The 26,317-nt window shown below is 63.9% G+C and carries 25 protein-coding genes and 1 tRNA gene; 13 read left to right on the top strand and 13 right to left on the bottom strand.

Annotated elements, in window-relative coordinates; genetic code table 11:
- Positions 1-848 (bottom strand): tyrosine-type recombinase/integrase (locus tag LPW26_RS21995; RefSeq protein ID WP_238737803.1); only part of this gene is annotated, 848 nt, incomplete at its 3' end.
- Positions 849-1,003: 155 nt separating this feature from the next.
- Here LPW26_RS21995 and LPW26_RS21990 point away from each other — a divergent pair.
- A complete protein-coding gene (locus tag LPW26_RS21990; protein WP_319942191.1) occupies positions 1,004-2,242 on the top strand; it encodes a cyclopropane-fatty-acyl-phospholipid synthase family protein in 1,239 nt (412 codons plus the stop codon).
- Here LPW26_RS21990 and LPW26_RS21985 read toward each other — a convergent pair.
- From LPW26_RS21985 to LPW26_RS21970, 4 genes are all read right to left on the bottom strand, one after another.
- Positions 2,226-3,242 (bottom strand): hypothetical protein, encoded by a 1,017-nt coding sequence (locus LPW26_RS21985; protein ID WP_238737802.1) that lies wholly within the window; start codon positions 3,240-3,242, stop codon positions 2,226-2,228. The genes LPW26_RS21990 and LPW26_RS21985 overlap by 17 nt on opposite strands.
- Before the next feature lie 75 nt (positions 3,243-3,317).
- Positions 3,318-4,706, bottom strand: a complete 1,389-nt coding sequence (locus LPW26_RS21980; protein WP_238737800.1) for a lytic murein transglycosylase — start codon at positions 4,704-4,706, stop codon at positions 3,318-3,320.
- Positions 4,707-4,841: 135 nt separating this feature from the next.
- On the bottom strand, positions 4,842-5,594 hold the full coding sequence (locus tag LPW26_RS21975) for a sulfite exporter TauE/SafE family protein (RefSeq protein ID WP_238737798.1): 753 nt from the start codon (positions 5,592-5,594) through the stop codon (positions 4,842-4,844).
- Positions 5,595-5,642: 48 nt separating this feature from the next.
- The gene (locus LPW26_RS21970; protein ID WP_238737796.1) at positions 5,643-6,074 is read right to left on the bottom strand and encodes a VOC family protein; all 432 of its coding nucleotides are present in this window, start codon (positions 6,072-6,074) and stop codon (positions 5,643-5,645) included.
- Between the two features lie 63 nt (positions 6,075-6,137).
- On the opposite strand from LPW26_RS21970, the gene LPW26_RS21965 reads away from it, so the two are divergent.
- Positions 6,138-6,728 (top strand): TetR/AcrR family transcriptional regulator, encoded by a 591-nt coding sequence (locus tag LPW26_RS21965; RefSeq protein ID WP_238737794.1) that lies wholly within the window; start codon positions 6,138-6,140, stop codon positions 6,726-6,728.
- 14 nt (positions 6,729-6,742) lie between these two features.
- Here the strand turns inward: LPW26_RS21965 and hisN are convergent, their stop codons facing one another.
- Both hisN and LPW26_RS21955 read right to left on the bottom strand, forming a co-directional pair.
- Positions 6,743-7,525: a histidinol-phosphatase gene (gene hisN, locus LPW26_RS21960; protein WP_238737793.1), complete on the bottom strand. Its 783-nt coding sequence runs from the start codon at positions 7,523-7,525 to the stop codon at positions 6,743-6,745.
- 543 nt (positions 7,526-8,068) lie between these two features.
- A complete protein-coding gene (locus LPW26_RS21955; protein ID WP_238737791.1) occupies positions 8,069-8,956 on the bottom strand; it encodes an N-formylglutamate amidohydrolase in 888 nt (295 codons plus the stop codon).
- Between the two features lie 285 nt (positions 8,957-9,241).
- Here LPW26_RS21955 and cpdR point away from each other — a divergent pair, with 285 nt between their 5' ends.
- The 4 genes from cpdR to LPW26_RS21935 all read left to right on the top strand — a co-directional run bounded on the left by cpdR (position 9,242) and on the right by LPW26_RS21935 (position 10,858).
- Positions 9,242-9,601 (top strand): cell cycle two-component system response regulator CpdR, encoded by a 360-nt coding sequence (gene cpdR, locus LPW26_RS21950; protein WP_011443381.1) that lies wholly within the window; start codon positions 9,242-9,244, stop codon positions 9,599-9,601.
- A gap of 84 nt (positions 9,602-9,685) precedes the next feature.
- Positions 9,686-9,760 (top strand) — tRNA-Val (locus LPW26_RS21945).
- A gap of 490 nt (positions 9,761-10,250) precedes the next feature.
- Positions 10,251-10,535 carry a type II toxin-antitoxin system RelE/ParE family toxin gene (locus LPW26_RS21940; protein ID WP_238737789.1) on the top strand — a complete coding sequence of 95 codons (285 nt, stop codon included), beginning with the start codon at positions 10,251-10,253 and terminating at the stop codon, positions 10,533-10,535.
- The gene (locus LPW26_RS21935) at positions 10,532-10,858 is read left to right on the top strand and encodes a HigA family addiction module antitoxin (RefSeq protein WP_238737788.1); all 327 of its coding nucleotides are present in this window, start codon (positions 10,532-10,534) and stop codon (positions 10,856-10,858) included. The genes LPW26_RS21940 and LPW26_RS21935 overlap by 4 nt, the downstream gene beginning before the upstream one ends.
- A 559-nt stretch (positions 10,859-11,417) precedes the next feature.
- Here LPW26_RS21935 and LPW26_RS21930 read toward each other — a convergent pair.
- Positions 11,418-12,053 carry a TetR/AcrR family transcriptional regulator gene (locus LPW26_RS21930; RefSeq protein ID WP_238737787.1) on the bottom strand — a complete coding sequence of 212 codons (636 nt, stop codon included), beginning with the start codon at positions 12,051-12,053 and terminating at the stop codon, positions 11,418-11,420.
- A 220-nt stretch (positions 12,054-12,273) separates the two neighbouring features.
- Between LPW26_RS21930 and LPW26_RS21925 the strand changes: the two genes are divergently transcribed.
- The 5 genes from LPW26_RS21925 to LPW26_RS21905 all read left to right on the top strand — a co-directional run bounded on the left by LPW26_RS21925 (position 12,274) and on the right by LPW26_RS21905 (position 18,564).
- A complete protein-coding gene (locus LPW26_RS21925) occupies positions 12,274-12,810 on the top strand; it encodes a (2Fe-2S)-binding protein (protein WP_238737786.1) in 537 nt (178 codons plus the stop codon).
- A complete protein-coding gene (locus LPW26_RS21920; protein WP_238737785.1) occupies positions 12,807-13,793 on the top strand; it encodes an FAD binding domain-containing protein in 987 nt (328 codons plus the stop codon). The genes LPW26_RS21925 and LPW26_RS21920 overlap by 4 nt, the downstream gene beginning before the upstream one ends.
- A 50-nt stretch (positions 13,794-13,843) precedes the next feature.
- Positions 13,844-16,123, top strand: a complete 2,280-nt coding sequence (locus LPW26_RS21915; RefSeq protein WP_238737804.1) for a xanthine dehydrogenase family protein molybdopterin-binding subunit — start codon at positions 13,844-13,846, stop codon at positions 16,121-16,123.
- A gap of 162 nt (positions 16,124-16,285) precedes the next feature.
- On the top strand, positions 16,286-17,041 hold the full coding sequence (locus LPW26_RS21910) for an ABC transporter ATP-binding protein (protein WP_238737783.1): 756 nt from the start codon (positions 16,286-16,288) through the stop codon (positions 17,039-17,041).
- The gene (locus LPW26_RS21905; protein WP_238737782.1) at positions 17,038-18,564 is read left to right on the top strand and encodes a permease; all 1,527 of its coding nucleotides are present in this window, start codon (positions 17,038-17,040) and stop codon (positions 18,562-18,564) included. The genes LPW26_RS21910 and LPW26_RS21905 overlap by 4 nt, the downstream gene beginning before the upstream one ends.
- Here the strand turns inward: LPW26_RS21905 and LPW26_RS21900 are convergent.
- The 3 genes from LPW26_RS21900 to LPW26_RS21890 form a co-directional block, all read right to left on the bottom strand.
- On the bottom strand, positions 18,542-18,691 hold the full coding sequence (locus LPW26_RS21900) for a hypothetical protein (protein ID WP_238737781.1): 150 nt from the start codon (positions 18,689-18,691) through the stop codon (positions 18,542-18,544). The genes LPW26_RS21905 and LPW26_RS21900 overlap by 23 nt on opposite strands.
- A gap of 159 nt (positions 18,692-18,850) precedes the next feature.
- A complete protein-coding gene (gene wrbA / locus LPW26_RS21895; protein WP_238737780.1) occupies positions 18,851-19,450 on the bottom strand; it encodes an NAD(P)H:quinone oxidoreductase in 600 nt (199 codons plus the stop codon).
- A gap of 242 nt (positions 19,451-19,692) precedes the next feature.
- The gene (locus LPW26_RS21890) at positions 19,693-20,391 is read right to left on the bottom strand and encodes a pirin family protein (protein ID WP_238737779.1); all 699 of its coding nucleotides are present in this window, start codon (positions 20,389-20,391) and stop codon (positions 19,693-19,695) included.
- A 137-nt stretch (positions 20,392-20,528) separates the two neighbouring features.
- Here LPW26_RS21890 and LPW26_RS21885 point away from each other — a divergent pair, with 137 nt between their 5' ends.
- Complete coding sequence (locus LPW26_RS21885; protein WP_238737778.1) at positions 20,529-21,440, top strand: LysR family transcriptional regulator; 912 nt, start codon at positions 20,529-20,531, stop codon at positions 21,438-21,440.
- Between the two features lie 6 nt (positions 21,441-21,446).
- On the opposite strand, the gene LPW26_RS21880 is transcribed toward LPW26_RS21885, so the two are convergent.
- Positions 21,447-22,280, bottom strand: a complete 834-nt coding sequence (locus LPW26_RS21880; RefSeq protein WP_238737776.1) for a protein-disulfide reductase DsbD domain-containing protein — start codon at positions 22,278-22,280, stop codon at positions 21,447-21,449.
- A 134-nt stretch (positions 22,281-22,414) separates the two neighbouring features.
- Between LPW26_RS21880 and LPW26_RS21875 the strand changes: the two genes are divergently transcribed.
- Positions 22,415-23,047: a YqgE/AlgH family protein gene (locus LPW26_RS21875; RefSeq protein WP_238737775.1), complete on the top strand. Its 633-nt coding sequence runs from the start codon at positions 22,415-22,417 to the stop codon at positions 23,045-23,047.
- Positions 23,048-23,405: 358 nt separating this feature from the next.
- Here the strand turns inward: LPW26_RS21875 and LPW26_RS21870 are convergent, their stop codons facing one another.
- On the bottom strand, positions 23,406-26,282 hold the full coding sequence (locus tag LPW26_RS21870) for an EAL domain-containing protein (protein WP_238737774.1): 2,877 nt from the start codon (positions 26,280-26,282) through the stop codon (positions 23,406-23,408).
- Positions 26,283-26,317: the final 35 nt, after the last annotated feature.

Below are 26,317 nucleotides of genomic sequence, written 5' to 3'. Positions count from 1 at the left end.
GTGGCGATGCTGGAATGGCCGAGTAGACGCTGCACGATGCGAATGTCGACGCCGCTCTCGATCAGCAGTGTCGCCGCGGTATGCCGCAGCATATGCGGCGTGACGCGGCGGCGCACGCCGGCTTGGCCCGCGAAGTCGCGGAGCTTGGCGCGGAACGAATGCGGCCGAAGCTTCTCGCCGTTACGATTGAGGAACAACGGCCCGTCGCCGCCGAGCCGACGTTGGCGTTGCGCCGCGAGCTTGCGGAGCTCGGTGCGTAACCCGATATCCGTCACATACACCATCCGGTCGCGCGAGCCCTTGCCGTGGATCCGGATCGCCGCGCCGTCGCTGGCGACGTCGCTGCTGGCGATCTTGCACAATTCGCCGATCCGGATTCCGGTCGCGATCATCAGCCTGATCTCGGTGCATAGCGAGGACGAGTTCGGAGTCGCATGCCGCGCCGCGCCTGGCGCGCGCGTGGATTTCAAAAGCCGCGTGGTCTCGTCCCGCGACAACGTTCGCGGCAACCGCTTCCGCTTCGGCAGCTTCAGCCGCCAGCCATCGAACGGATTGGGCATGGTGTCAAGATCTTCCAGATAACGGAAAAACGACCGCAAACAGGCAAGCCGACGCCGCACCGTCGCGGCCGACAGCTTCCGCTCGGTCATGTGCTCAAGATAGGCGCGGAGGTGGTCGGTCTCGATCGATGCGTCGGCGCAGAACCCCTTGTCCTTCCGCCGCCGCGTCCCGATCCACGCCGCAAAGTCCGCCAGATCATACCCGTACGCCTGCAACGTATGGTCCGATAACTGCCGCTCGACTGAACAATGGTCGAGGAAAGTGGCAATCGATTTGGTGAGGGGCATTCCGTGCTCCGCCCAACCGGGGCGGTGCGTTTGTGGAGGAGGATGAAGAAAACAACCAGCATCCAAAAATCGAAAGGCGAAATAGGGTTAGCGGTTGTGTCCAGTCAGGCTCGCCACTTTCGAGAGAGTGACGCGAGCAATCATAACTACGAATTATGGAAGAGTTGTCCTGCCAGCGAATTATGACTGCGGACGGGTATAAGTATCCTTCGCATCTGACCAAACGAATAGTCCGGGCGCTCTTTGCCACGAGCATAAAGGACGGAATGATTGGTCTTCAGTTTGAAGACCAGATCATCAACGTTGGTTCAGGCGACTATATTTGCACCATAGCGCCGCCCACACTCTGGCGCCTAATCCGCCTTCTACTGCGGCCAGACTACAGACTTCCAAGCTACTATACCCGAGGCTTCTGGTGCTGCGAAACAGGCAGGCTCTTCGATTTTCTCGATCTGTTAGTAAAGCAGAACAAATCTCCGCTCCATCTTTGGTTTCGATTGTTCAATAGGAATCCTGTGCGGGATGGATTCGTATACCGACTGTTCCCGATTGTTGCCAGGCGCCGCATAGCGGAACACTACAATACGTCGCCCGAATTCATGAGGCTTATCCTAGGTCGAAATCTTGAGTATACCTGCGCGTTCTTCGAGTCTCCAGTCATGACTCTTGAGGCCGCTCAGGAGAACAAGATCAGAAAGGTCATAGATCGACTGCAGCTTGCAGAAGGGCAGACCATTCTAGATATTGGGTGCGGTTGGGGCCAGGTTGCCGAAGAGATATCCCGGCGGACCAAAGCAAAAATCACGGCGATAAGCATCTCGGATGAGCAGATCAAGTTTGCGCAGAGGAGCTCTTCGTCGGATCTGGTTAGCTTTGTTGCGAGCGCTTTTGAACGATTTCAACCCGATGCGAAGTATGACAGAATCTATTCAATTGGCATGCTCGAACATGTCGGCAGAGGGAGGCTTGAGAGCTACTTCTCCAAAATATCGAGCCTCTTGGCTGACAACGGATTGGCGCTGATCCACTGCATAGTGAAAACCGAAGCGGGGTCTACGAACAGTTGGATCGATCGAGAGGTATTTCCGGGAGCCTATATTCCGCGACTATCGGAGGTGATCCATAACTTTGAGCGCTCATCGCTAAAGGTGATGGATATCTATATTCACGGCAGCGACAATTATTTTAGAACCCTGTCGGCGTGGGTGGACAATCTCTATCGCAATGAGGCCTCTCTGCGAGAGATCTTATTGGCGAATCTCCCACGGCGAGATGCTGACAGAATACTGAGAACTTGGGAATTCTATTTACAAGGCAGTCGATTGGCATTCAGAGATCATGGCAGATCTTGTTACAATGTTCATATTGTAGTCAGACCTACACCATGTGGCTAACAACCGCGCTGACGATCGATACGATCAAAAGGTCGAGAAACGCAACAAACGCTAAATTGCAATAGCCAAAGCTTCGCACCTTCTCTGGCGGCTCAAGCAATCCAACTAATCGAACTCGTACAAGAATTCGACACAGGGAGTCCCATTTCCTTGATAGCAGAAATTTCTTTGTGAATTCTGTTGCCTTCAAAAATGAAGAAAAAACAATCAGCGCAAGAATGAGTAATGTTGTTGGTATGAATACGGTTCCGGTGATAAGCAGCTGCCCCGGAAATAGGAGCGAATTGATCTCGGTCGATCCGGGGCCCGTAACAAACGCATACGGCCAAGTTGTGATTTCGGCAAACTGCTGCAAGAAATTTCCTTCTAGTTTCGGAAAATTCGGATCTTGCCTTTTATAGATCCACAACATGCAGGAGGCGGTCTGGGCACCGAAGAACAAAAGAATTGCAACGAATATGTTCTTAAGCAGCAGTGCAATATATCTCTTCGTCTCTAATGCTTGCAGAAGACAAGAGAGCGTGAAGCGCAGAGACAGAAGATCAAACACGACGTTAGATGAAACGTAGAGAACAAAGAGAAAGAACAGCTGGTTCAAGTTGGTTGAATATCGAAATATATGAACGGACCCATCGTCAAGATAGACGGGTCGAGTCCAGACTACCAATGCCAGAATGTACAGGCCATAGATTGGAATTAGTCGAACTACAATGGATGGCCAGTTGCGTTCGACCCATTCTAGATTTAGCTCGTTAAAGCTGGTCTTCTCTCGATCTTCTCCTTTGTAGCCAAATATCCAAAAGATCGCTCCCTTGACGACAATCAGTGCTTGTCGCGGAAAATTGCTCGACATTCCCCTTGATAAGTGCAGATCCTGCGCCTGCAGAATTCGATATAGTTGGAATGATAAGATGCCGAGTAGTCCCGCAACAGCTATCGTATAGAGCAGGAGAATCTGCTCAATCCCGGCGATAACAGCGTAGCTGCTGAAGTTTCCCATAATTCGTAGTTATGATCAATTTATGAGCCTTAAATCTAGTGAAACTCTCGTTTGGGTTGCGTGATTTTGCAACCCCTACCTTCCTCTAAGCCTCTCCAGCATATCCCCGGTCGCAAACCCGTCCGCCGGTGCTCCGATAGAGGCCTGGAAGTTGCGTAGCGCTTCTCTTGTCATGCTGCCGAATTGGCCGTCGGGGGTGCCGCGGTAGTAGCCGCGTTGGGCGAGGAGTTGTTGCAGTTCGAGACGTTCGCTGCGGGACAGGACGCGTTCGTGGCGGGGCCAGGGTTGGACGAAGGGCGCGCCGCCGCGAAGGCGGTCGGCGAAGTGGCCAATGGCCAGCGCATAGGCTTCGGCCGGGTTGTACTTCATGATAGTGCGGAAGTTGTTCAACATCAGGAAGCCGGGGCCTTCCGAGCCTGCCGGTGCCAGCAGATAGGCCTTGTCGGAGCCGCGCGGGAAGCTCTGGCCGTTCGGGCGCTTGACGCCGAGCTGTTGCCATTGTGCCAGCGTCAGCATCTGCTTGCGGTCGGCCTTCATGTAGTCGAAGCCCTGCGGCATCACCACTTCGTAGCCCCAGGTCTGGCCGCTCTGCCAGCCGTCCTTCTTGAGGTTGTTGGCCGTCGAGGCGATCAGGTCGGCGGGGTTGTCGACGACATCGCGGCGGCCATCGCCGTCGGCGTCGACGGCGAAGCGCTTGAACGCGGTCGGCATGAATTGCGTCGGGCCGAACGCGCCGGCCCACGAGCCGCGCAGCTGTTCGGGGCGCAGATCGCCGCGGTGCAGGATCTCCAGCGCGGTGAGGAATTCGTCCTTGAAATACGCTTGGCGGCGGCCGACGCAGGCCAGCGTCGCGGTCGAGTTCACCACATAGCGGTCGCCCATCTGGGTCGAGTAGTTGCTTTCGATGCCCCAGATCGACGCGATGATGTAGCGGTCGACGCCGTAGGCGCGCTCGGCGGCGTCGAATTGCGGCTTGTACTGCGCCAGGATCTCGCGGCCGCGCGCCATCCGGTTGTCGTTCACCAGGATGTCGAGATAGTCCCAGATCGCCTTGGTGAATTCCGGCTGCGAATCCATCAGGTCCATCAGCCGCAGATCGGGCGACAGGCCCGCGGTGTAGCGCTCGAAGCTCTCGCGCGAGATGCCGCGGCGCGCGGCCTCGGGCCAGAAGCCGGCGACGCAGGCGTCGAAATTGGCGGCGGATTGCCGGATCGCCTGCGAAGTCATCAACGGATGGCCGGAGGCGCCGTCCTCGCCGCTCCAGACCGGCGCGCTGCCGCTGCCCGATGGAGCCTGCGTGGTGATGTTCGCGGGCTGCGTGGTCGAAGCGGTCGCCTTGTTGGTTCCGCCGAACAGATTGAACACGTCGAACGGGTTCTGCGCCCATGCTGCGGCCGGCAGCAATACGGCTCCAAGGAGTGCGCCTGCGGCGATGCGCGTCAGCCTGTGGCCTCGTGTCGTCATGCGTGATCGAATCCCGTCTGCTCGTCAGAGCCCCCGCGGTCAGGAGGCGCTCCGGCGGTTTCAATCAGCTTAACAAAGCGTTTTTTTGACCGCGGTGTCAGGACGCAGGCGGCGCGCGCGTTGGTACGCGGACGCTCAGCCGAACATCCGCACCAGCGTTTCGGCCGCAAGGTAGCAGCCGAGCCCGATGATCGAGATCAGGAACCAGCGCCGGAACGCGTCCGGATGCATCTGCGTTCGTACCGCCTGGCCGACGAACATTCCGGCGAAGGCGGCAACCATCGCGATCGCGCCGGGCAGGGCGGTGGCGACCGACAGCAGGCCGGCGTCGGTGAGGTTGAAGGCCAGCGCCAAGGTCGCTGTGGTGAAGAACACGCCGAGCGCCTGAACCAGCTCGTCCTTCTCCATGCCGATCGCCTGCATGAACGGCATCGACGGGATCACCTGGACGCCGGTCGCCGCCGACACCACGCCGGTGATCAGGCCGACCGGCCCGCCGATCCACTTCTCCTGCGCTGGCGCGACGTGGAAGCGCACCCGGCTGAGGCCGACGATGCCGTGGATCACCAGCAGTCCGCCGAGCACGAGCGTGCCGTAGCGCGCGTAGGGGCCGGTCATCAGACCGGAGCCGAGACGGATGCCGATGACGGAGCCGAGCATCAGCGGCCACAGCCGGCGCAGGATGTCGCTCAGATAGGAGCCGGCGAAGGTCTGCCAGATGTTGGTGACGATCGCCGGGACGATCACGATCGCCATGGCGTGCGCCGGCGGCATCACCACGGCCAGCAGGCCGATCGCGACCGTCGGCAGGCCGAGGCCGATGACACCCTTGATGAAGCCGGCGAAGGCAAAGACGGCGGCGATGAGAAGCAGAAGCGGATCGGACACGGCGCGCAACCTGACCGATCGCGCGCCGTCGCACAACTGGGCGGACGCTTATGTCTGCGTTGCGGCGGCGCCCTCGACGTATTGGGCCACGTAGTCCCCGCTCGGCGGGATCGGCTTGATGATGTCGATCAGCACGCCGTTCGGATCCGCCGTGATGAAATGACGCTGACCGAACGCCTCGTCGCGCAGCGCGAGCAGGATCGGCAGCCCTGCCGATTGCAGCCGGGCGTATTCGGCTTCTGGATCCTCCACCTCGAAATTCAGGATCAGACCTGCGACCCGACCGCGCCCGGCTTCCGGAACGGTGTGATGCGCGCCGTCGAGCACGGCCAGATTGATGGTCGCGTCGTCGGCGGACTGCAGGTGGACGTACCAATCGGAGGCGAACAGCGCTCGGAAGCCGAAATGCTTCGCATAGAATCGCGCCGTGGCGCCGACGTCGTCGGTCATGATCACGGGGTAATAGCTGGTCACGCGCATACTTCCCTCCCTGGCTAAATAAAGATACAGTGTGTATGTTTTAATAACATGCAGGCTGTATGTATGCGAGCGGCGAAGCGACGCACCAATCTCGAACGCTCCAGCACCACCCGCGCCGGATTGATTGCGGCGGCGCGGCAGGCGTTCGTGGCTCGTGGCTACGCCGGCACAAGCACGCCGGACTTGGTCGAAGCCGCCGGTGTGACGCGGGGTGCGCTGTATCACCACTTCGCCGACAAACAGGCGCTGTTCCGCGCCGTGATCGAGGCCGAATCCGCCGCCGTCGCAGCCGAGATCGAGGCGGCACCTTTCTCCGGCTCGCCGATCGAAGCGCTGGTCGCCGGTGGCGAGGCCTATCTGCAGGCGATGGCATTGCCGGGTCGGACACGGCTGCTGCTGGTCGAGGCGCCTTCCGTGCTCGGTCAGGCAGAGGTCGATGCAATCGACAGCCGCAACGGCGTTCGCACCTTGCGCGAGGGGCTGCAGGCGGCCGTCACCGCGGGCGCGCTCAGGCCGGTGCCGATCGACCAAACCGCGCAGCTGCTCGGCGCCGCCTATGACCGGGCGGCGCTGGCGCTTGCCCGGGGCGACGACCGCGTGGACTGGCTGGCGGGGTTGCGGGCGATGATCGAAGGATTGGCCTTGCCGCAGTAAGGCGGCTGCGGCCGTCAGGCGTTCAGGATCTTCAGCGCGGCTTCGTGGACGCGCTTGTCTCCGGCGGCGATGATGCGGCCGCCGCTCTGCGCCGGCTTGCCCTCCCAGGTCGTGACGATGCCGCCGGCGCCCGTGACGATGGGGATCAGTGCGGCGATGTCGTAGGGCTTCAGCTCGGTTTCGATCACCAGGTCGAGCTGGCCGGCGGCCAGCATGCAATAGGCGTAGCAATCGCCGCCGAACCGGGTCAGCCGCGCTTCGGCTTGTACCTTTTCGAAGGTGGCGCGGTCGCCGCCGTTCATCAGCAGCGGAGAAGTCGTGAACAGCGTCGCGTCCTTCAGCGACGGGCAGCGGCGCACGGTGAGCCTTCGCTCGCCCGACGGGCCTTTGTACGAAGCCGAACCATTGTCGCCGGAAAAGCGCTCGCCGATGAACGGCTGGTGCATCATGCCGTACACCGGCGTGCCCTTGTGCAGCAGCGCAATCAGCGTGCCCCATACCGGAAAGCCGGCGATGAAAGATTTGGTGCCGTCGATCGGGTCGAGCACCCAGACATAGTCGGCGTCCTCGCGCTCGTTGCCGAACTCCTCCCCGACGATGCCGTGCTGGGGAAAGCTCCCCTTGATGAGCCGCCGCATCACCGCTTCGCCGGCACGGTCGGCCTCGGTCACGGGATCGAAGTCGCGGCCCTGCAGCTTGTTGTCGATCGTCAGCGAGGTGCGGAAGAACGGCAGGATGGTGTCGCCCGACGACGTCGCGAGGCGTCCGATGAAGGCGGCGAAGTCGATCACGGTCACGGGCATTCCTTGTCAGTGCGGGGTTACAACTGCACGAGGCCCTAGCTTGCCCGAAACCTCGCCCGTTCGCTTTGCTTATTCTACAGCGCGGCGCAGGGTCCAGAGGCTGAACCATTTATCGAAGCTGCGTTCACATTTTTCGGATGAACGTTGCGTTGAGGTTCGTTCTTTGAGCCGGGCGACGACTTTGCCACACCGGGAACCTGGTCAATTTGGTCGCAGGCTGACTGAGACAATCAATTCCATCTCATTGATTTGGCTCAAATATTTCTTGAGTTCCGTTGCCCGTTGCCGGTGCCCTGACATGCGTTTTTTGCATAGAAAAACGGTCGAAAACACTTGCGCTTTGTGCGCCGCGGCCGCATATTGTTGCGGTGCGGTAGCGCCTCGCGCTATCGCTGCCCTCCTTGGGCGTTTCCTCCCTAGACTTGGGCCGCTTGCCATCGCAAGCGGCCCTTTTTTCTTGGCAGGTTGGTACGGCAGTGTACTGCAGCCTTCTCTATGCGAGGCCGATGCCGTCTGCCGAGCGCTTCAATTTCCGAGTTATTCCGCGGCGGCCTGGTATGGGCCGAGATCGCTGAGCGGGATCGAGGCCAGCGCATCGGCCAGCACGGTGAAATCCTCCGCGACGGTACGAAACCGCTCGCTGCGCTGGCGGAGCCGCTCGTCCATGTAGATGGCGCGATTCAGCTCGACCTGCACTGTGTGCAGGCCTCGGGACGGATTGCCGTAATGCTCGGTGATGAAGCCGCCGGCATACGGTTTGTTGCGGCCGACCGAATAGCCGCGCGCCGCCATCGTTTCCTCGATCACGCCCGGGATCAGCGCGGCACAGCTGGTGCCGTAGCGATCGCCGATCACCACGTCGGGACGCCGCGCCTCGTCGCGAGCGACGCCGACCGACGGCATCGAATGGCAATCGACCAGGATCACCGTTCCCCAGACGTCATAGGTCTGGTTGATCAGTCGCCGCAGCGCGCGATGATAGGGCTTGTACAGCGTTTCGATTCGGCTCAACGCATCGTCGATGGCAATGCGCTCGCGGTAGATCTCCTGACCATCGCCGACCACGCGCGGAATGGTGCCGAGGCCGCCGGCAACCCGCATCGAGCGGGTGTTGGCGAAACTGGGCAGCCGGCCGGTGAACATCCGCGGATCGAGCTCGTAGGGCTCGCGATTGACGTCGATGAACGAGCGCGGAAAGTGCACGCGCACGACAGGGAAGCCGCGGCCCGACAAGTGGTCGATCAATTCGTCCATGAACGAATCTTCGGAGCGCTGCAGCGCCTCGAGATCGATCCGCGAGGCATTCAGGAAAGCGTTGGGGTAGATCGAGCCCGAATGCGGCGAATTGAAAATGATCGGCGCACGCCCGGTCTGCGGTTCGCTAATCTCGAACGGAGGCGAAAACTCGCCGTCGAACTCAGTCATCATCGTCCGCCGTTCGTCAAATCTGCTGTCGCCGCGTTGCTCTGCAACCGCTTGGTGTCGTCGCGCCAACATTGTCGGCAATGTCAGCGTGTGCCAAGCAAAATCATTCCAGACAGGCCCTGACCGCCGCCGCCATGGAAAGTGCCGAGATCATTGCTTTGCAGTCGTGTCCGGCGCAGATTGCGGGCCTGCGATTGGCACCAGGGCGAGAATTTCACCCGAAATTTACCAACGGCCGGTCTAAGTGAATCACAGTTCTCCGACCGGATTCGAAGTCCAGCAATGATGCACAAGATCCTCCTCGCCGAAGACGACAACGACATGCGCCGGTTCCTGGTCAAGGCGTTGGAAAATGCCGGGTTCCAGGTGTCCTCCTTCGACAACGGCATGTCGGCCTATCAACGGCTGCGCGAGGAGCCGTTCGAAATGCTCCTGACCGACATCGTAATGCCGGAGATGGACGGCATCGAGCTGGCGCGCCGCGCCTCCGAGCTCGATCCTGACATCAAGATCATGTTCATCACCGGCTTCGCCGCCGTTGCGCTGAATTCCGATTCGGAAGCTCCCAAGAATGCCAAGGTGCTGTCCAAGCCCGTGCACCTGCGCGAATTGGTCAGCGAAGTGAACAAGATGCTGGCCGCCTGAAATTGGCGTCGAAATCCTGCTTTGGTGTCCTTGCCTGACCGGCCCGGAGCCGATATAGGGACGCCACCCGTGAAGACGATCTAAGGGCGCGTAGCTCAGCGGGAGAGCACCTCGTTGACATCGAGGGGGTCACAGGTTCGATCCCTGTCGCGCCCACCATTAACTTATTCAAATTGTAATAGTTTTTGGTTTAGCTTCCCTTCCAGTCCATACATCTGTCCATACATGCCGGGCATCTTGCTCTGCCAGGATGACGAATCAGCCGAGTCTGCGCCCATGTGCTGGCGTTAACTTAAGAGCCCATGCCTCTCGGCCAGGAAGCGTGGTTCGTTCGCCAGCTCGTGCACCGGGCGCAGCCCGCACCCCGCACCCCTTCCATTGATATTACGGCAGCTGCCTCCGCTCGGCCCGTTTTTCGATCACCACCATCGCGAGGCCGGACGGCGGGCACCTTGCACCAATGTGAGATGACGTACGCTCGCTCTAGACCAATGGCTGTCTTCGCCCGTGACTAAAGAGTCCAATTGTGGACCCGTCTAAGTTGTTTCGACGGATAACCTTTGACTTGCCCCTCAGGGGCGTACGTGTCGGTACGTGACACGTTTTGATTGCGGAACGTATCTGTTTCTGATACGTCGGAGAACATCACATGATACGGAGTTTTAAGGCTGGTTGGACGGAGGCCGTTTTCAATGGCGAGTGTCCTAAGGGTTTTCCGGCTGAGCTGAAAAGGACAGCGTTTCGGAAGCTTCGCATGATCGATGCGGCAACTTGCCTTGATGATCTGAAAGCCCCGCCGGGGAACAAACTCCACCCCTTGAGCGACGACAGGAGCGGACAGCACGCAATTTGGATCAACGACAAGTACCGAGTTTGTTTCGAATGGTCAGATGAAGGTCCAGCCGAAGTTGAAATCGTGGACTATCATCAATGAGCGGGCTGGAGAGCGAAATGGCAAATCTTGTACCACTTCACCCTGGTGAAGTTTTGCGCGAAGAATTCATGAATCCGCTTGGGATTACAGCATACGCGCTAGCCAAAGCTTGCCAGATCGAACGTCCCCGTCTCGAAAGAATTGTGCGCGAGCAACAGGGCATAAGTGCCGACACTGCGCTCCGGCTATCTAAGTACTTCGGTACGACTGCAGAGTTTTGGATGAATTTGCAGTCTAGGTATGAGCTTGAATGTGCAAGGCAGGAAATTGGCAACGATCTTGATGAGATTCAAACGCGCGAGGTGGCGGCTGCATCACCCTGAAAGCTGCTTTGGTCTGTAAAGCCTCAAGCTGAGATTTTTTGAGAGGCTGTCAATCGAAGTCGTCGAGCCGACGCTCACCACCACCACGCGGTGATCGGCGAAGGCGCGCCGCTCGATGACCTTACTGTACACGGGCGGCCGAGTTTGGCGGCCCCACGGTGGTGGCGCAACGTCTAGGGCTTTGGCCTTGTCGTGATCGATGGATCGACGCGGCAGTCACGAGCATCCGAGCATTGCAGCGGTCGGCTCTGCCAGCACGAGGCGCGAGCGCCCGACAATACTGAGACGCCCACTGCACCTGTGGGGTGCAGGCCGGCCCCGGGTGGTGGGAAGGCCAGCGGGCCTATCCGGATCAGCCGAGCGATGGCGACCGGCAAAAGGGCTATTCGGAGGCGCTAACCCCATCTGAAGGCCGCTTGACGATCTGAGCTCGTCTTAATCGTCGTTGTGCTCGACAATCACGCGGCGACGGGGGGCTTCGCGATACTGGCGACGGACGACGACCGTCTCGTCGGGCCTCCCTCTTCGGAGGCCGCTTCATTTCCGGCGCCGACATCCCTCAGTTTGAGTCGGACGTGCGCGCTCGCCGATCGGAGGCCCCATAGCGCAGGCCATCGATCAGCAGCGCCACCATGCGGGTCGTATGCGCCGGGTCGTCGCCGGGCCCGGAGGTGCAAAGCTGCGCCACCGCCTTCAACAGATCGAACGGATCGACGTCGCGCCGCACTTCGCCGGCGGCGCCGGCATGATCCAGCAGGGATTGCAGCGCCGGGCGCAGCCGCTGTTCGAAATAGGCCGGCAGGCTGTCATAGGCCGGGTTGCCCGAATACAGCGCGGCTGCGAGGCCGCGTTTGGTGGCGATGAAGTCGACATAGCGCTGCAGCCAGCGCGACAGGGCCTCCACCGGGGGATATTGCTCGGCCAGTGTGGCGGCCGCGTCGGCGCAGGCGTCGACGCCGTTGCGAAACACCGCGACGATCAGGTCGGAGCGCTGCGGAAAATGCCGATAGAGCGTTCCGACTCCGACGCCGGCCTTCTCGGCGATCTCGCGCACCGGCGCCTCGACTCCCGAGACGGCGAACACCGCAACCGCCGCATCCAGCAGCGTCTTCAGATTGCGCTGCGCGTCCGCGCGGACCCGACGCGGCGGGCCGACGCCCGGTGCGGCCCGTTTTCGCGGCGGCTTCTCGGACACAAGAATACCTCTTGATAAACGGAACGATGTTCCGTATATGGCGTTTACCGGTTCGTTATCTCACAACGATGCCTGCCGGGCTACGCAGCATCGCTGCCACCAACCAACGCTCCGAACCAACCTGCCGCTCAGCGGTTAGCGATTTTTCCGTGCTGCGCAGCAATGCGGCGGTCGCGGGTGTGTGCCGTCTTTACTCCAGTCCCGTCCCGAAGGAGGTCATATGACCGCTGATCGACCGGCCGCGTCCGCCGCGGCGCTTCGTATCAATGGGGTCGACTACCCGATCCCCGCCGACCCGCGCGTCTCGCTGCTCGACCTGCTGCGCGAGACGCTCAACCTGCACGGCACCAAGAAGGGCTGCAATCAGGGCGCCTGCGGGGCCTGCACGGTGCTGGTCGACGGCGAGCGCATCGTGTCCTGTCTGTCGCTCGCCGTGCAGCACGCCGGGCGTAGCGTCACCACCATCGAAGGCCTCGCCGCCGCGAACGAGTTGCATCCGTTGCAGCAGGCGTTCATCGCGCACGACGGCTTTCAGTGCGGCTACTGCACGCCGGGGCAGATCTGCTCTGCCGTCGGCATGGCGGCCGAACTGAAGCGCGGCGTGCCCAGCCACGTGACGCGCGACCTCGCCGATGACCACGTCGCGCCGACCCACGACGAAATTCGTGAACGCATGAGCGGCAATCTGTGCCGATGCGGCGCGCACAACGGCATCATCGCGGCGATCCGCGACACCTATGCGGAGGCGGCGGAATGACTCCTTTCGATTACTCACGCGCCAGCGATGTCGCCGAAGCCGTGCGGCTCGGCGCGACCGACCAGGCCAAATTTCTCGGCGGTGGTACCAATCTGATCGACCTGATGCGCGAGACGCTCGAGCGTCCGGCCGCGCTGGTCGATATCACCGGCCTGCCGGCAACGATCACCGAGCACGACGACGGCGGTCTGCTGATCGGGGCTGCGGTGCGCAACACCGCGTTGGCCGAGCATCGCGCGGTCCGCACGCGCTATCCGCTGCTGTCGCGCGCCATCCTGGCGGGCGCCTCGGCGCAGATCCGCAACATGGCGACGGTCGGCGGCAATCTGCTGCAGCGGACGCGCTGCACCTACTTCTACGACGATGCCGGCTTGCGCTGTAACAAGCGCAGCCCGGGGCAGGGCTGCGACGCGATCGATGGCTTCAATCGCAACCACGCGATCCTCGGCGCTTCGGAGTCCTGTGTCGCGACGCATCCGTCCGATATGTGCGTGGCGCTTGTCGCGCTCGACGCGGTCGTGCATCTCGAGGGGAGGGGCGGCACACGCAAACTGGCGTTTGCCGACCTCCATCGCCTGCCGGGGGATCGTCCCGATCAGGACACGACGCTACAGCCGGGCGAACTGATCACCGCGATCGAACTGCCGGCGCAGCCGATCGCCGCGCGCTCGACCTATCGCAAGGTTCGTGACCGCTCGAGCTACGCGTTCGCGCTGGTCTCGGTCGCAGCCGCGCTCGAACTCGACGGTGGCAAGGTGAAGGACGTGCGGCTTGCGCTCGGCGGCGTCGCCCACAAACCTTGGCGCGCGCTGAAGGCCGAGCAGGCGCTGCGCGGCGGCGCGGCCTCGACGGAGGCGTTCCGCGCCGCGGCCGAAGCCGAGCTCGCGGACGCGGTGCCGCTGCGCGACAACGCGTTCAAGATCGAACTGGCCAAACGAACCATCACTGCCGTTCTCGGCGAACTCGCAGGAGGTGCCCGATGAGCATCGTCAATGAAGCCAAACAAGCCGTGCGCGGCGCCGTGCAGGGCGTGATGGAAAAGGCCGTCGCACTGGCGCCTGACAACTGGATGCCGGGCGGCGAGCCCGATCCGCTGATCCGCGCCAAGCACGGGTTGATCGGCGCTTCCGTCCCGCGCATCGATGGTCCGCTGAAAGTTCGCGGCGCGGCGCCGTTCGCAGCGGAGTTCGCACTCGACGGCATGCTGTATGCCGCGCTGATGTTCAGCACCGTGGCGAAAGGCCGGATCACCACGCTCGACACCGCCGCGGCCGAAGCTGCACCCGGGGTCGTGCTGGTGATGACTCACCGCAATGCGCCCCGAATGGCGCCGATGCCGCTGTTCATGACGGCCGAGAAGGCCGGCGGCGGCGACAATCTGCCGATCATGCAGGACGATCGCATCCACTGGAACGGCCAGCCTGTCGCGGTCGTGCTCGCGGAAACGCAGGAGCAGGCCGACCACGCCGTCGCCCTGATCCACGCCACCTACGAGGCCGCGGCGGCGGTCACCAGCTTCGGCACGGGCAAAGCCAGAGGCACGGAGCCCGGCCTGTTCATGGGCCAGCCGCTCAAGGCCGAGAAAGGCGACGCCGAAGCCGCGCTCGCCAAGGCGCCGGTTCGGGTCGACTGCCACTACACGACGCCGCGGCACAATCACAACGCGATCGAGCCGCACGCCGCCACGGTGGCGTGGGCCGGCGACAAACTGATCGTGCACGACGCTTCGCAGGCGGTGCAGCACACCGCCTGGTCGCTCGGACAGATCTTCGGCATCGCCGAGGAGCAGGTCCACGTCACCTCGCCATTCGTCGGCGGCGGTTTCGGCGGCAAGTGTCTGTGGCAGCATCAGGTGCTCGGCGCCGCGGCGTCGAAGCTCGCCGGCCGGCCGGTGCGCATCGCGCTATCGCGCGAGGGCGTGTACCGGCTGATCGGCGGCCGCACCATGACCGAGCAGCGGTTCGCGATCGGCGCCGAGCCCGATGGCCGTTTCGTCTCGCTGGTCCACACCGGCACGGTCGCCACCGCGCGCCAGAACGCGTTCCCCGAGCCGTTCATCCTGCCGACGATGAGTAGTTACGGCTCGCCGAACATCAAGCTCGACGTCGAAACCGTCAATCTCGACATGCTGGCCAACACCTTCATGCGGGCGCCGGGCGAATCGGTCGGCAGTTTCGCGATGGAGTCGGCGATCGACGAGATGGCGGTGGCGCTCGGCATCGATCCGGTCGAGCTGCGCATCCTCAACCAGCCGGACGAAGATCCGCTGAAGGGCACGCCGTTCTCGTCGCGGCATATCATCGAGGCCTGGCGCGCGGGCGCCGATCGCTTCGGCTGGTCCAAGCGCAACCCGACCGCTGCCAGTGTTCGCGACGGCGAGTGGCTGGTCGGCATGGGCTGCGCCACCGCGACCTATCCGTATCACCGCATGCCGGGCGGCGCGGCGCGGATCACCTTGACGCGCGACGGCAGCGTCAGGGTCGAGATCGCAGCGCATGAAATGGGGATGGGCACCGCGACCGCACACACTCAGGTGGTCGCCGAACGGCTCGGCCTGTCGCGTGATCAGGTGACGTTCGCGTACGGCGACTCGATGTTCCCCGGCGTCGTGCTCGCCGGCGGCTCGCAGCAGACCGCGTCGATCGGCGCCTCGGTGATCGCCGCGCACCACGTACTGATCGCCGAACTGCTCAAGCTCGCCGGCAATGACTCGCCGCTGGCGGGACTGAGCGCCAGCGAAGTCGGCACGCTGAACGGCGGCCTCGCCAAGCTCGACGATTCGTCGCGCCACGAGAGCTACGTGTCGATTCTGACTCGCTCGGGCCGCGATCAAATCGTGGCCGAAGGCAGCGCCTCGGCGCCGCTCGAGACGATGCACTGGTCGATGCATTCGTTCGGCGCGTTGTTCTGCGAGATCGGCGTCAACAGCGTCACCGGCGAAACGCGGGTCCGCCGCTTCCTCGGCTCCTACGATTGCGGCCGCATCCTCAATCCGAAGACCGCGGCGAGCCAGTTCCGCGGCGGCATCATCATGGGCCTCGGCCTGGCGCTGATGGAGGAGACGCAGTTCGACGAGCGCAATGGCCGGATCATGAACCCCAGCCTCGCCGAGTATCACGTCCCGGTGCATCTCGACGTGCCGGAGATCGACGTGATCTGGACCGACATACCCGATCCGCGCGCCCCGATGGGCGCCCGCGGCATCGGCGAGATCGGCATCACCGGCGTCGGAGCCGCGGTCGCCAATGCGGTGTTCAACGCCACCGGCAAGCGCATCCGCGATCTGCCGCTGACGCTCGACAAGCTGATGTGAGCGGTGCGCCCCGGCTGCTAACGGCCTGCTAACCATCGATGCGCGCGGCGGCCTCCCCGAAACGGGAGGCCGTCGTCGTTTCGGCATCCGGATTCATCGCGGCGAAACTTCTCGCCCTCATGCTGCGAGCCGTTGTCGCTCAGCCATGCTCCAAGGGACCATATGACCGGATCGACCGGGTTCGCGCTGGAACTGCGGGGCCTCGCCAAACGCTACGATCGCCCGGCGGTGGATGGGCTCGATCTCACCATTCGCCGTGGCGAGTTCTACGCGTTGCTGGGCCCCAACGGCGCCGGCAAGACCACGACGCTGCGGATGGTCGCCGGGCTGCTGCAGCCGGATGCCGGATCGATCCGCGTCCTCGGCATCGACGCTTTGGCCGATCCGATCGCCGCCAAGCAGGTCACCGCCTGGGTGTCGGACGAGCCGATGATCTACGACAAGCTGACGCCGCTCGAATATCTGGCCTTCGTCGCCGGGCTGTGGGGCTGCGATCCGGGGCCCGCCGAAGCTGCGGCGGTCCGGCTGCTGGAGCAGCTCGACCTGACCGAGCATCAGCATCAACGCTGCGAGGGCTTCTCCAAGGGCATGCGGCAGAAAGTGGCGCTGGCCGGCGCGTTGGTGCACGAGCCGCGGCTGATCATCCTCGACGAGCCGCTCACCGGCCTCGACGCGGTGTCGGCCCGCCGCGTGAAGGAGATCTTGCAGGTCCGGGTGCAGGCCGGCTGCACCGTGATCATGACCACCCACATCCTCGAGGTGGCCGAACGGATGGCGGACCGGATCGGCGTGATCGTCGCCGGCCGGCTGGTCGCCGAGGGGACGCTCGACGACTTGCGCAGCCGGATCGGTCGCGGCGACTCGAGCCTCGAGGACATGTTCGTCGAGCTGGTCGGCGGCGAGGCCGTGCCGATATGAGCACGGCGACGCTCGCGAGTTTCGCGCGGCACGATCTGCGCCTCGCCTGGCGCGACTTTCTCGGCATGCTGATGGCCGGCCGCCGCGGCCGCGTCCGCAATGTCGTGCTGGCGCTGATCGTCGTTGCGGCGCTGCTGCATCTGCCGGCCTGGGGTCTGGTCGGCCGCTACGCGGGCCTCACCTCGGACGCGGACACGACCAGCCTGCTGGTGATTACCGCGACGCTGGCGCTGAGCTGGCTGCTGATGCTGTCGCAGGCGATCGAATCGGTGACACGGGTGTTCTACAGCCGCGCCGATCTCGATCTGATCATGTCGTCGCCGGTGCCGCTGGCGCGGGTGTTCTCGGTGCGGATGGCGGCGATCGCGCTGACCGTCACCGCAATGGCGCTGCTGTTCGCCGCGCCGGTGATCGACGTGCTGGCGCTCGGCGGTGGCGCGCATTGGCTGACGGCCTACGGCGTGGTTGCCGCGATCGGGATCTCGGCGTCGGCGGTGGCGATCGCGGTCGCGCTGGCGCTGTTCAACCTGATCGGACCGAAGCGGACGCGGCTTGCCGCGCAGATCGTCTCGGTGGTGATCGGCGCCGGCTTCGTCATCGGCCTGCAGGTCGCGGCGATTCTGTCGACCGGGACGCTGTCGCGCTTTTCGGTGCTGACCTCGGGTGTTGCCGCGGCGTGGGCGCCGGAGCCTGCCAGTGTGTTGTGGTGGCCGGCGCGCGCCGTGCTCGGCGACACGTTGGTACTAACGGCGCTGCTCGGCGCCAGCCTGATGCTGCTCGGGCTGGTGATGATCCTGGTGACGCCGCGGCTCGGCACCGTGGTGATTGCGGCCGCAGGGGCGAGCGCCACGACGGTGCAGCACCGTACCGCACCGCGATTTCGCCGCGGCTCACGCCAACAGGCGCTGCGTTGGAAGGAATTCATGTTGCTGCGGCGCGACCCGTGGCTGGTGTCGCAGTCGCTGATGCAGCTGCTCTATCTGGTGCCGCCGGCGCTGCTATTGTGGCGCAGCTTTTCGGACAGCTCGACCGCGGTCGTGCTGGTCGCGCCGGTGGTGGTGATGGCGGCCGGCCAGCTTGCCGGCGGACTGGCATGGCTGACGATCTCGGGCGAAGACGCACCGGACCTGATCGAGACCGCGCCGCTGCAGCGCTCCGCGGTGACGCGCGCGCGTATCGAAGTCGTGCTGATGGGAATCGGGATCGTGGTGGCGCCGCTGTTGTTGCCGCTGGCGGTGCTGTCGCCGCTGCTGGCGCTGGTGACAGCGGTTGGATGTGGGCTGGCGGCGGCGTCGGCGACGGCGATCCAGCTCTGGTTCCGGGTTCAAGGGCGGCGCAGCCAATTCCGGCGCCGTCAGACCTCGTCGCGGCTGGCGACCTTCGCGGAGGCGTTCTCGTCGATCGGCTGGGCCGCAACGGCGATCCTGGTGCTCACCGAACCGCGGTTCGCGCTGGTGTCTGCGGCGTTCACGCTCGGCATTCTGCTTGCCACCTGGCGCTTCAGTCCGCGTCGGGCGGCGTAGCGCCGGTGCAGCTGCGGCACTGCCGCCGTCCATGGGTGGCGACGCTGAGGCTCTTACACATCAGCCGCTTGGCCATGACTTGCAGCGGGCTGCGGGCGAGCTGCAGCATGAAATACATTTCGAGCATAGGGCGGTCTCCGGCGGGCGTTGTGGAGATAGAGCGCCGCGCCCGGCGCGAGTAGAGCCGCGGCCGGACACCAGCCATGCAGGATAGATGCATCTGCATTAATCAGTCTCCGGGCAGCCAAAACCGCGCGGCGCGAACGCCGCGCGGCCGGCCTCTGGATCAGCCGTGCAGCTTGATCGCGGTCTCGGCGACCGCCTTGCCCTGATACTTCGCGCCGGCGAGTTCGGTGGCGCTGGGCTGCCGCGAGCCGTCGCCGCCGGCGATGGTGGTGGCGCCATAGGGCGCGCCGCCGGTCACCTCGTCGAGCCGCATCTGCTCGCCGAAGCCGTAGTTGAGGCCGACCACCACCATGCCGAAATGCAGCAGGTTGGTGATGATCGAGAACAGCGTCGTTTCCTGGCCGCCATGCTGGGTCGCGGTCGAGGTGAAGGCGCCGCCGACCTTGCCGTTCAGCGCGCCCTTCGCCCACAGGCCGCCGGCCTGGTCGAGGAAGTTGGCCATCTGCGAAGCCATCCGGCCGAACCGGGTGCCGGTGCCGACGATGATCGCGTCGTAATTGGCGAGGTCGTCGATGGTCGCGACCGGGGCGGCCTGATCGAGCTTGTAGTGCGAGGCCTTGGCGACGTCGGGCGGCACCAGCTCGGGCACGCGCTTGATATCGACCTGAGCGCCGGCCTCGCGCGCCCCTTCGGCGACCGCATTCGCCATCGTCTCGATGTGGCCGTAAGCCGAGTAGTAAAGAACCAGAACCTTCGCCATGGTAGTCTCCGTTTGGTTGGTGTGGGTGGGGAGTAGCGTTGTTAGTAAGCCGTCATGGCCGGGCTTGACCCGCCTGCGGGGCCGAAGCCCCTTCGGCGCGGCGAAGGCCCGGCCATCCATCCTGTTCGCGACGAATCTTCCGAAGCGAGATGGATGCGCGGGTCAAGCCCGCGCATGACGTGAGGGGAGTGATGCGGCGCCGTGCCAACGCGCGACGCCGCATTGAGTTTGCCGCTGCAGCGTTACGCCGCGTCGACCAGCACCACCTCGGCGTCTTCGAGTGCCGTGATGGTCACCTTGGCCTCGTCGCGGATCGCGGCGCCGTCGCGGGCGTCGACCTTGACGCCGTTGACTTCGACGCTGCCGACCGCGGGCACCAGATAGAGGTGCCGGGACTTGCCGACGTCATACTCGGCGCTCTCGCCCGCCTTCAGCGTGGTAGCGAGCACCCTCGCATCGGCGCGGATCGGCAGCGCGTCGGTGTCGCCCTTGACGCCGGACGCGATGGTGACGAGCTTGCCCGAGCGGTCCGACTTCGGGAACGGCTTGGAGCCCCAGGTCGGCTGGCCGCCGGCTTGCGTCGGCTCGATCCAGATCTGGAAGATCCGGGTGGTCTCCGGCTCCAGATTGTATTCCGAGTGACGCACGCCCGAACCCGCGCTCATCACCTGAACGTCGCCGGCCTCGGTGCGGCCCTTGTTGCCGAGCGAGTCCTCGTGGGTGATGGCGCCGTCGCGCACATAGGTGATGATCTCCATGTCGCGATGCGGATGCGGCGGGAAGCCGGTGTTCGGTGCGATCTCGTCGTCGTTCCAGACCCGCAGGGCGCCGTGGCCCATGTTGTTCGGGTCGTAATAGCTGGCGAACGAGAAGTGATGCTTGGCCTTGAGCCAGCCGTGATCGGCGCCGCCGAGCTTGGTGAAGGGACGAAGTTCAATCATGGGAATTCTCCCTGGTTTGGCGCCGCCTGCGGCGCCGGTGAAGTGATTGGTGTCTGGATAAGCTCTGTCTTGAATTCCAGAAATAGAAATGATTGAAACTCATTGTTTCCGAAATTGAACTGATCCAGGCGACGCCGATGACCAAATTGCCGGACTTCGAAGCGCTGGCGATCTTCGCCAAGGTGGTGGAGCTGCGGTCGTTTGCGGCCGCTGCCGCGGAGCTCGCGCTGTCCAAGGCAACTGTCTCCAAGGCGGTGACACGGCTGGAGGCCCGGCTCGGCGCGCGGCTGTTCAACCGTACCTCGCGGCGGCTGGCGCTGACCGACGCCGGCCACCGGCTCGCCGAGCGCGCCGCGCAGCTGCTGGCGGATGGCGAGGCAGCCGAGACCGAGGCGCTGGCGCAATCAGCGGCGCCGCGCGGCCTGGTGCGGCTCGCCGTGCCGATGACGTTCGGCGTCAACGTGGTGGCGCCGCTGCTGCCGGATTTCCTCACCGCCTATCCGGAAGTCTCGGTCGACCTGCATCTGTCGGACCAGATGGTCGATCTGATCGGCGAGGGATTCGATGCCGGCGTGCGCATCGCGTCGCTGCCGGATTCCTCGCTGGTGGCGCGGCGGCTGTGTGCGATGCCGCGCTACACGGTCGCGGCCGCGTCCTATCTAGCGCGCTATGGGCAGCCGACGCATCCGATGCAGCTCGCCGACCATCGCTGCCTCGGCTACGCCTATCTGTCGACGCCCAATGCCTGGCACTACACCAATGCGCAGGGCGAGCAAGCGGCGGTGCGCCCGTCAGGTCCGCTGCGCGTCAACAATGGCGAGGCGCTGCTGCCCGCGGTGATCGCCGGCCTCGGCATCGCCGATCTGCCGGAATTTATTGTCGGCGATGCGATCGCCGCCGGTCAGGTCGAGGTGATCCTGGAAGGCTGGCACCAGCGCGAAGGCTCGGTGCATCTGGTGATGCCGCCCGGCGGCCCACGCCCGGCGCGGGTCGAGGCGCTGGCGACGTTCCTGGCGGAGCGGCTGGCAAAGCGCCGGCCGCCCCGCTGACCGCGCTCAGTTCAGGTTGACGTTGAACTCGTAGGATTTGTCGGGGCCGACCAGCGTGAATCTCAAGGCCGCGCCTTCGGCGTGCGCGCCGGGAGGCAGGCCCTCGAGCGCGAAGGTGAAGCGTTGCACGCCTTCCGGGGCATTGGGGGCTCGCTTCGGAATCGGCAGCGCCCAGTCGGGCGTCGGGCCTTCGACGAACAGACTGACCTGGCTGGCCGGCGGCGCCACGACGTCGACCCACACCTCGGTGTCGCCGCGCATCACCACGTCGCGGATCGTGATCGGATTCGGATCGCCGACATTCGCGGGGACCGGAACGGTATCGATAGCGGCTGCGAGCGCGCTGTCCTGCGTGCTGGCGACGCTGGTGAAAGTCAGCTCCGGCGAGGCTTCCACCGGCACGCACAATTTTTCGCACACCGCGTAGCTGATCTCGGCGCGCAGCGTCACCGGCTTGTCGGCGTTCTTCGCCACAATGCGCAGCGGCAGCACGACATTCGATTTGTAGCCGAGCGATATTCCGCCGGCGCCGTCCGGAAATGCGGTCGGGGCCGGCCACAGGATCGTCACCGCCTCGACGTTGTCGGATTTGGCGAAGTCGAACCGCGGCGGCACACCGGAATCTCCGGGCGAACGCCAGTAGGTTTTCCAGCCGGGCTGCAGTTGGAAAGCGATACCACCGAGCAGCACCGCACCGCTGCGCGATCCGGCCAGCAGCCGCACTGCGGAGTGGCTGTCACTGACCCAAGGCGAGGAGTCGTCGGCGCGCGCCGTGCCGACCGCAAACACCGCGAGCACTGCGGCGAGCAGCGCCGACCGAGCAGGAACGATTGTGATCATGTGACGTATTTACGCACGGAGACCGAGGATAACCACTGAATTGGCCGTGATTCGATCGGCACTCCGCAGCGACTGGTTGATTGACAGGATTGGCACCCAATATCAGGATAATGCTGCAACGCGAGGATCCCCTGATGGCGACCAAGTCCAAAAGGCTCAAATCCGGCGAAGCCCGGCCGACCGAGCAGGGGAGCTATCTCGACGGCCAGTTGCTGATCGCGATGCCGGTTATGGAGGATGAACGCTTCGCGCGTTCGGTGATCTATATCTGCGCGCATTCATCGGAAGGCGCCATGGGCATCATCGTCAATCGTCCAGCCGGCAGCATCGATTTCCCCGAACTGCTGGTGCAGCTCGACATCGTCGAGAAGCCGGAACAGATCAAGCTTCCGGATCATGCCGAGTCGATGAAGGTGCTGCGCGGCGGACCGGTCGAGACCGGCCGCGGCTTCGTGCTGCACTCCAGCGATTTCTTCATCAAGGACGCGACTCTGCCGATCGATGACGGCATTTCTCTGACAGCGACCGTCGACATCCTGAAGGCGATCGCCAGCGGCTCCGGCCCCAAGCGCGCGATCCTTGCGCTCGGCTATGCGGGCTGGGCGCCCGGCCAGCTCGAGACCGAGATCCAGGACAATGGCTGGCTGCATTGCGACGCCGATGCCGATCTGGTGTTCGGTGACGACATCGACGAAAAATACGATCGCGCCTTGAACAAACTCGGCATCGAGCCGGGGATGCTGTCGGCGGAAGCAGGCCACGCGTAGTTAGCGTCGTAGGCTCGTAGCGGGCTTCGTAGCTCCGTAGGGTGGGCAAAGCGAAGCGTGCCCACCATCCCCGCACGTCGCGTGTATTCGTCGGGCGCGCCCCCGCACGCTCACCGCACCGCATCCGCGTGGGCACGGCGCTACGCGCCTTTGCCCACCCTACGAATCCGTATTCCACGGCCCTGCCGTCATGCGCGGGCTTGACCCGCGCATCCATCTTCTTCGAAAAATGCTTGTTGCGACGAACGATGGATTGCCGGGCCTTCGCCGCGCCGAAGGGGCTTCGGCCCTGCAGGCGGGTCAAGCCCGGCAATGACGACTTGGTATTAACGCGCGCCGGCAATGAGCCGCGCCGCGATCAGCTTGCCGCTTCCAGCCGTTCTTCGGTCAGCAGCCGCATCGCGGCTTCGGCGTCCATCGGTTCGCCGAAGGCGAAGCCCTGGGCGTATTCGCAGCCGAGCTGATACAGCTCCACCGCATCCGAATCCGTCTCGGCGCCTTCGGCGACGACATCCATGCCGAGATCGTGCGCCAGCGAGATGATCGACTTCAGGATCACCGGGCGGGTGCCGCGGCTGGTGGTGCGCACGAACGACTGGTCGATCTTGATGGTGTCGAACGGGAACCGCTGCAGGTAGCTCAGCGACGAATGGCCGGTGCCGAAATCGTCGAGCGACAGGCCGCAGCCGAGCTCGCGGATCCGCTGCAGCATCTGCGCGGCGTGCTCGGGATTCTCCATCACCAGCGACTCGGTGAGTTCGAGCTTCAGCGTGCCGCGCGCCACCGAGGAGCGCGACAGCACGGTGCGAACGTCGTGGATCAGGTCGTGGCGCAAGAGTTGCCGCGACGAGACGTTGACGCTGGCGAAGATCGGTTCGCGCGAGCGCATCGCACGCTGCCAGATCGCGAGCTGCTTGGCGGTCTCGTCCATCACGAAGGTGCCGAGCTCGATGATCAGGCCGATCTCTTCGGCGATCGAAATGAACTCCACCGGCGACATCCGGCCGAGCTTGGGGTGATCCCAGCGCGCCAGCGCTTCGAAGCCGGCGACCGAGCGGTCCTCGAGCCGCACGATCGGCTGATACAGAATGGCGATTTCCTTGCGCTCGATAGCGCGGCGCAGCTCGGATTCCAGCGTCAGGCGATCCGACTTCCGCGCCCGCATCGCCGGCTTGTAGACGTCGATGCGGTCGCCGCCGATCCGCTTCGAATGATACATCGCCAGCTCGGCGTCCTTGATGATCTCGTCGGACAGCTGGGTCTGCGGGTCGGACAGCGCGAGGCCGATCGAGGCGGTGAGGAAGATCTCGCGGTCGTTGAAGGCAATCGGCGCCTTGATGGTCTTGCGGATGGTTTCGGCGAAGGCGGTGATTTTGGAGGGATCCTGCTCGGACAGCAGGATCAGGCCGAACTGATCGCCAGCGATCCGCGCGAGCGTATCTTGCGACTTCAGGATGCGGGTGAGGCGGCGTGCCAGCGTCAGCAGGATCGAGTCGCCGACGGCGATCCCGACCGAGTCGTTGACCTGCTTGAAGCGATCGATGTCGATCACCATCAGGGTGGGGCGCAGGTTCGGCATCGTCTTGGCGAAATTCGCCACGGCGCCGAGCCGGTCCATGAACAGCTTGCGGTTGGGCAGGCCGGTGAGGTTGTCGTGCACCGAGTCGTGCAGCATCCGCTCTTCGGCGTTCTTGCTCTCGGTGACGTCGGTCAGCGTTCCGACCACGCGCGTGACTTCGCCGTCATTGCCGACCACCGGTCGCGCCTTGAGGGCGAACCACATGAAGTGACCGTCGGGTGTGCGCAGCCGGAAATGCTGGGTCAGCCGGCCGCGGCGCTGGTCGAGCACGCTATCGAGCGCGGCGCGGAAACGATCCTGATCGAGCGGATGCAGCACTTCAAGCCAGGTCGCGGCCGAGCCTTCGAGCGCCCCGCGCTTCAGGCCGAGCAGCGCTTCCGTCTCGGGGCTGGTGAACACCTTGTCGGCGGAGACGTCCCAATCCCAGATCAGATCGCCGGAGCCGATCAGCGCCAAAGCTCGGCGTTCGACGTCGGACACGACCCCGCCGGTCGCGCCGGAGCCGGCGAAGGCGTGCTGCATCACGGTGAAACCGATCAGCATCACGATCAGCACCAGGCCGCCGAGCAGAGCAGGGCCGACGATGTCGTTGGTGACCGAGCCGGCGACAGTCATGCCGGAGGCGATGACCCAGATCACCAGCAGGAACCAGGTCGGGATCAGCAGCACCGCGCGGTCGAAGCCGTGGGTCGACAGATAGACGATCAGCGCGAAGCCCGCGAAGGCGATCAGCACCAGCGACATGCGGGCGATGCCGGACGCGACCGCGGGATCGAACAGCGCCAGCGCCACCAATGAGCCGAGGAAGGCGAGCCAGCCGAGCGTGATGTGCGAGTAGCGTACGTGCCAGCGGCTGAGATTGAGATAGGCGAACAGGAAGACGAGCAGCGTCGCCGCCAGGATCGCTTCGCCGGACGCGCGCCAGATCCGCTCGGCGCCGGCCGACATGTCGAACACCTTGCTCCAGAATCCGAAGTCGATGCCGATATAGACCAGCACCGCCCACGCCAGCGCCGCCGCCGCGGGGAACATGATGCTGCCCTTGACGACGAACAAAATGGTCAGCACCAGCGCCAGCAGGCCCGAGATGCCGATCACGATGCCCTGGTACAGTGTGAACGAGTTGACCTTGTCCTTGTAGGCCTCGGGCTCCCACAGATACAGCTGCGGCAGCTTGTCGGTGCGCAGTTCGGCCACGAAGGTGATCACCGAGCCGGGATCGAGCGTGACGCGGAAGATGTCGGCGGTGGTCGAGTCCTGCCGCTCCGGGCGGTCGCCGGTCGACGGCGTGATGGTTGCGATGCGCGAAAGGCCGAGATCCGGCCAGAACAGTCCGGACGACACCATGCGATAATGCGGCGCCACGATCAGGCGGTCGAGCTGATCGTCGGTGTTGTTGGCGAGCGCGAACACCACCCAGTTCTGGCCGCCCTCGCGCGCGCGCACCTCGATGCGGCGGACGATGCCGTCGTTGCCGGGGGCGGTCGAAACCTGGATGCGGTCGGTGTCGCTACGCTGGTGATCGAGCACGCCGGTGAGGTCGATGGCCGGCGCGTCGCTGCGGACGCTGACGGCGTCGAGCGCAAAAGCCTGCGGTGCACCCGCAATCAGCATCAAGCCCAGCGCCAGAAGCGCAAGGCATCTGATCAGACGCAAGTCAGTTCTCCGCGTTCGCACCGATCTGGAAGCGC

Origin of the sequence: Rhodopseudomonas infernalis (assembly GCF_022271405.1) — a bacterium.
GTDB classification, from domain to species: Bacteria; Pseudomonadota; Alphaproteobacteria; order Rhizobiales; family Xanthobacteraceae; genus Rhodopseudomonas; species Rhodopseudomonas infernalis.
Note: the sequence above shows the minus strand (reverse complement) of the source record. Positions and strands in the feature narration are given on the sequence as shown.

Bases quoted from the DNA above. Each gene is read 5' to 3' on its own strand.
- LPW26_RS21940 (WP_238737789.1), top strand. From the start codon at position 10,251: ATGATACGGAGTTTTAAGGCTGGTTGGACGGAGGCCGTTTTCAATGGC.
- LPW26_RS21955 (WP_238737791.1), bottom strand. From the start codon at position 8,956: ATGACTGAGTTCGACGGCGAGTTTTCGCCTCCGTTCGAGATTAGCGAA.
- LPW26_RS21885 (WP_238737778.1), top strand. From the start codon at position 20,529: ATGACCAAATTGCCGGACTTCGAAGCGCTGGCGATCTTCGCCAAGGTG.
- LPW26_RS21990 (WP_319942191.1), top strand. From the start codon at position 1,004: ATGGAAGAGTTGTCCTGCCAGCGAATTATGACTGCGGACGGGTATAAG.
- wrbA (WP_238737780.1), bottom strand. From the start codon at position 19,450: ATGGCGAAGGTTCTGGTTCTTTACTACTCGGCTTACGGCCACATCGAG.
- LPW26_RS21935 (WP_238737788.1), top strand. From the start codon at position 10,532: ATGAGCGGGCTGGAGAGCGAAATGGCAAATCTTGTACCACTTCACCCT.
- LPW26_RS21915 (WP_238737804.1), top strand. From the start codon at position 13,844: ATGGAAAAGGCCGTCGCACTGGCGCCTGACAACTGGATGCCGGGCGGC.
- LPW26_RS21925 (WP_238737786.1), top strand. From the start codon at position 12,274: ATGACCGCTGATCGACCGGCCGCGTCCGCCGCGGCGCTTCGTATCAAT.
- LPW26_RS21920 (WP_238737785.1), top strand. From the start codon at position 12,807: ATGACTCCTTTCGATTACTCACGCGCCAGCGATGTCGCCGAAGCCGTG.
- LPW26_RS21985 (WP_238737802.1), bottom strand. From the start codon at position 3,242: ATGGGAAACTTCAGCAGCTACGCTGTTATCGCCGGGATTGAGCAGATT.
- LPW26_RS21875 (WP_238737775.1), top strand. From the start codon at position 22,415: ATGGCGACCAAGTCCAAAAGGCTCAAATCCGGCGAAGCCCGGCCGACC.
- LPW26_RS21900 (WP_238737781.1), bottom strand. From the start codon at position 18,691: ATGCTCGAAATGTATTTCATGCTGCAGCTCGCCCGCAGCCCGCTGCAA.
- cpdR (WP_011443381.1), top strand. From the start codon at position 9,242: ATGCACAAGATCCTCCTCGCCGAAGACGACAACGACATGCGCCGGTTC.
- LPW26_RS21890 (WP_238737779.1), bottom strand. From the start codon at position 20,391: ATGATTGAACTTCGTCCCTTCACCAAGCTCGGCGGCGCCGATCACGGC.
- LPW26_RS21910 (WP_238737783.1), top strand. From the start codon at position 16,286: ATGACCGGATCGACCGGGTTCGCGCTGGAACTGCGGGGCCTCGCCAAA.
- LPW26_RS21965 (WP_238737794.1), top strand. From the start codon at position 6,138: ATGCGAGCGGCGAAGCGACGCACCAATCTCGAACGCTCCAGCACCACC.
- LPW26_RS21880 (WP_238737776.1), bottom strand. From the start codon at position 22,280: ATGATCACAATCGTTCCTGCTCGGTCGGCGCTGCTCGCCGCAGTGCTC.
- LPW26_RS21980 (WP_238737800.1), bottom strand. From the start codon at position 4,706: ATGACGACACGAGGCCACAGGCTGACGCGCATCGCCGCAGGCGCACTC.
- LPW26_RS21905 (WP_238737782.1), top strand. From the start codon at position 17,038: ATGAGCACGGCGACGCTCGCGAGTTTCGCGCGGCACGATCTGCGCCTC.
- LPW26_RS21970 (WP_238737796.1), bottom strand. From the start codon at position 6,074: ATGCGCGTGACCAGCTATTACCCCGTGATCATGACCGACGACGTCGGC.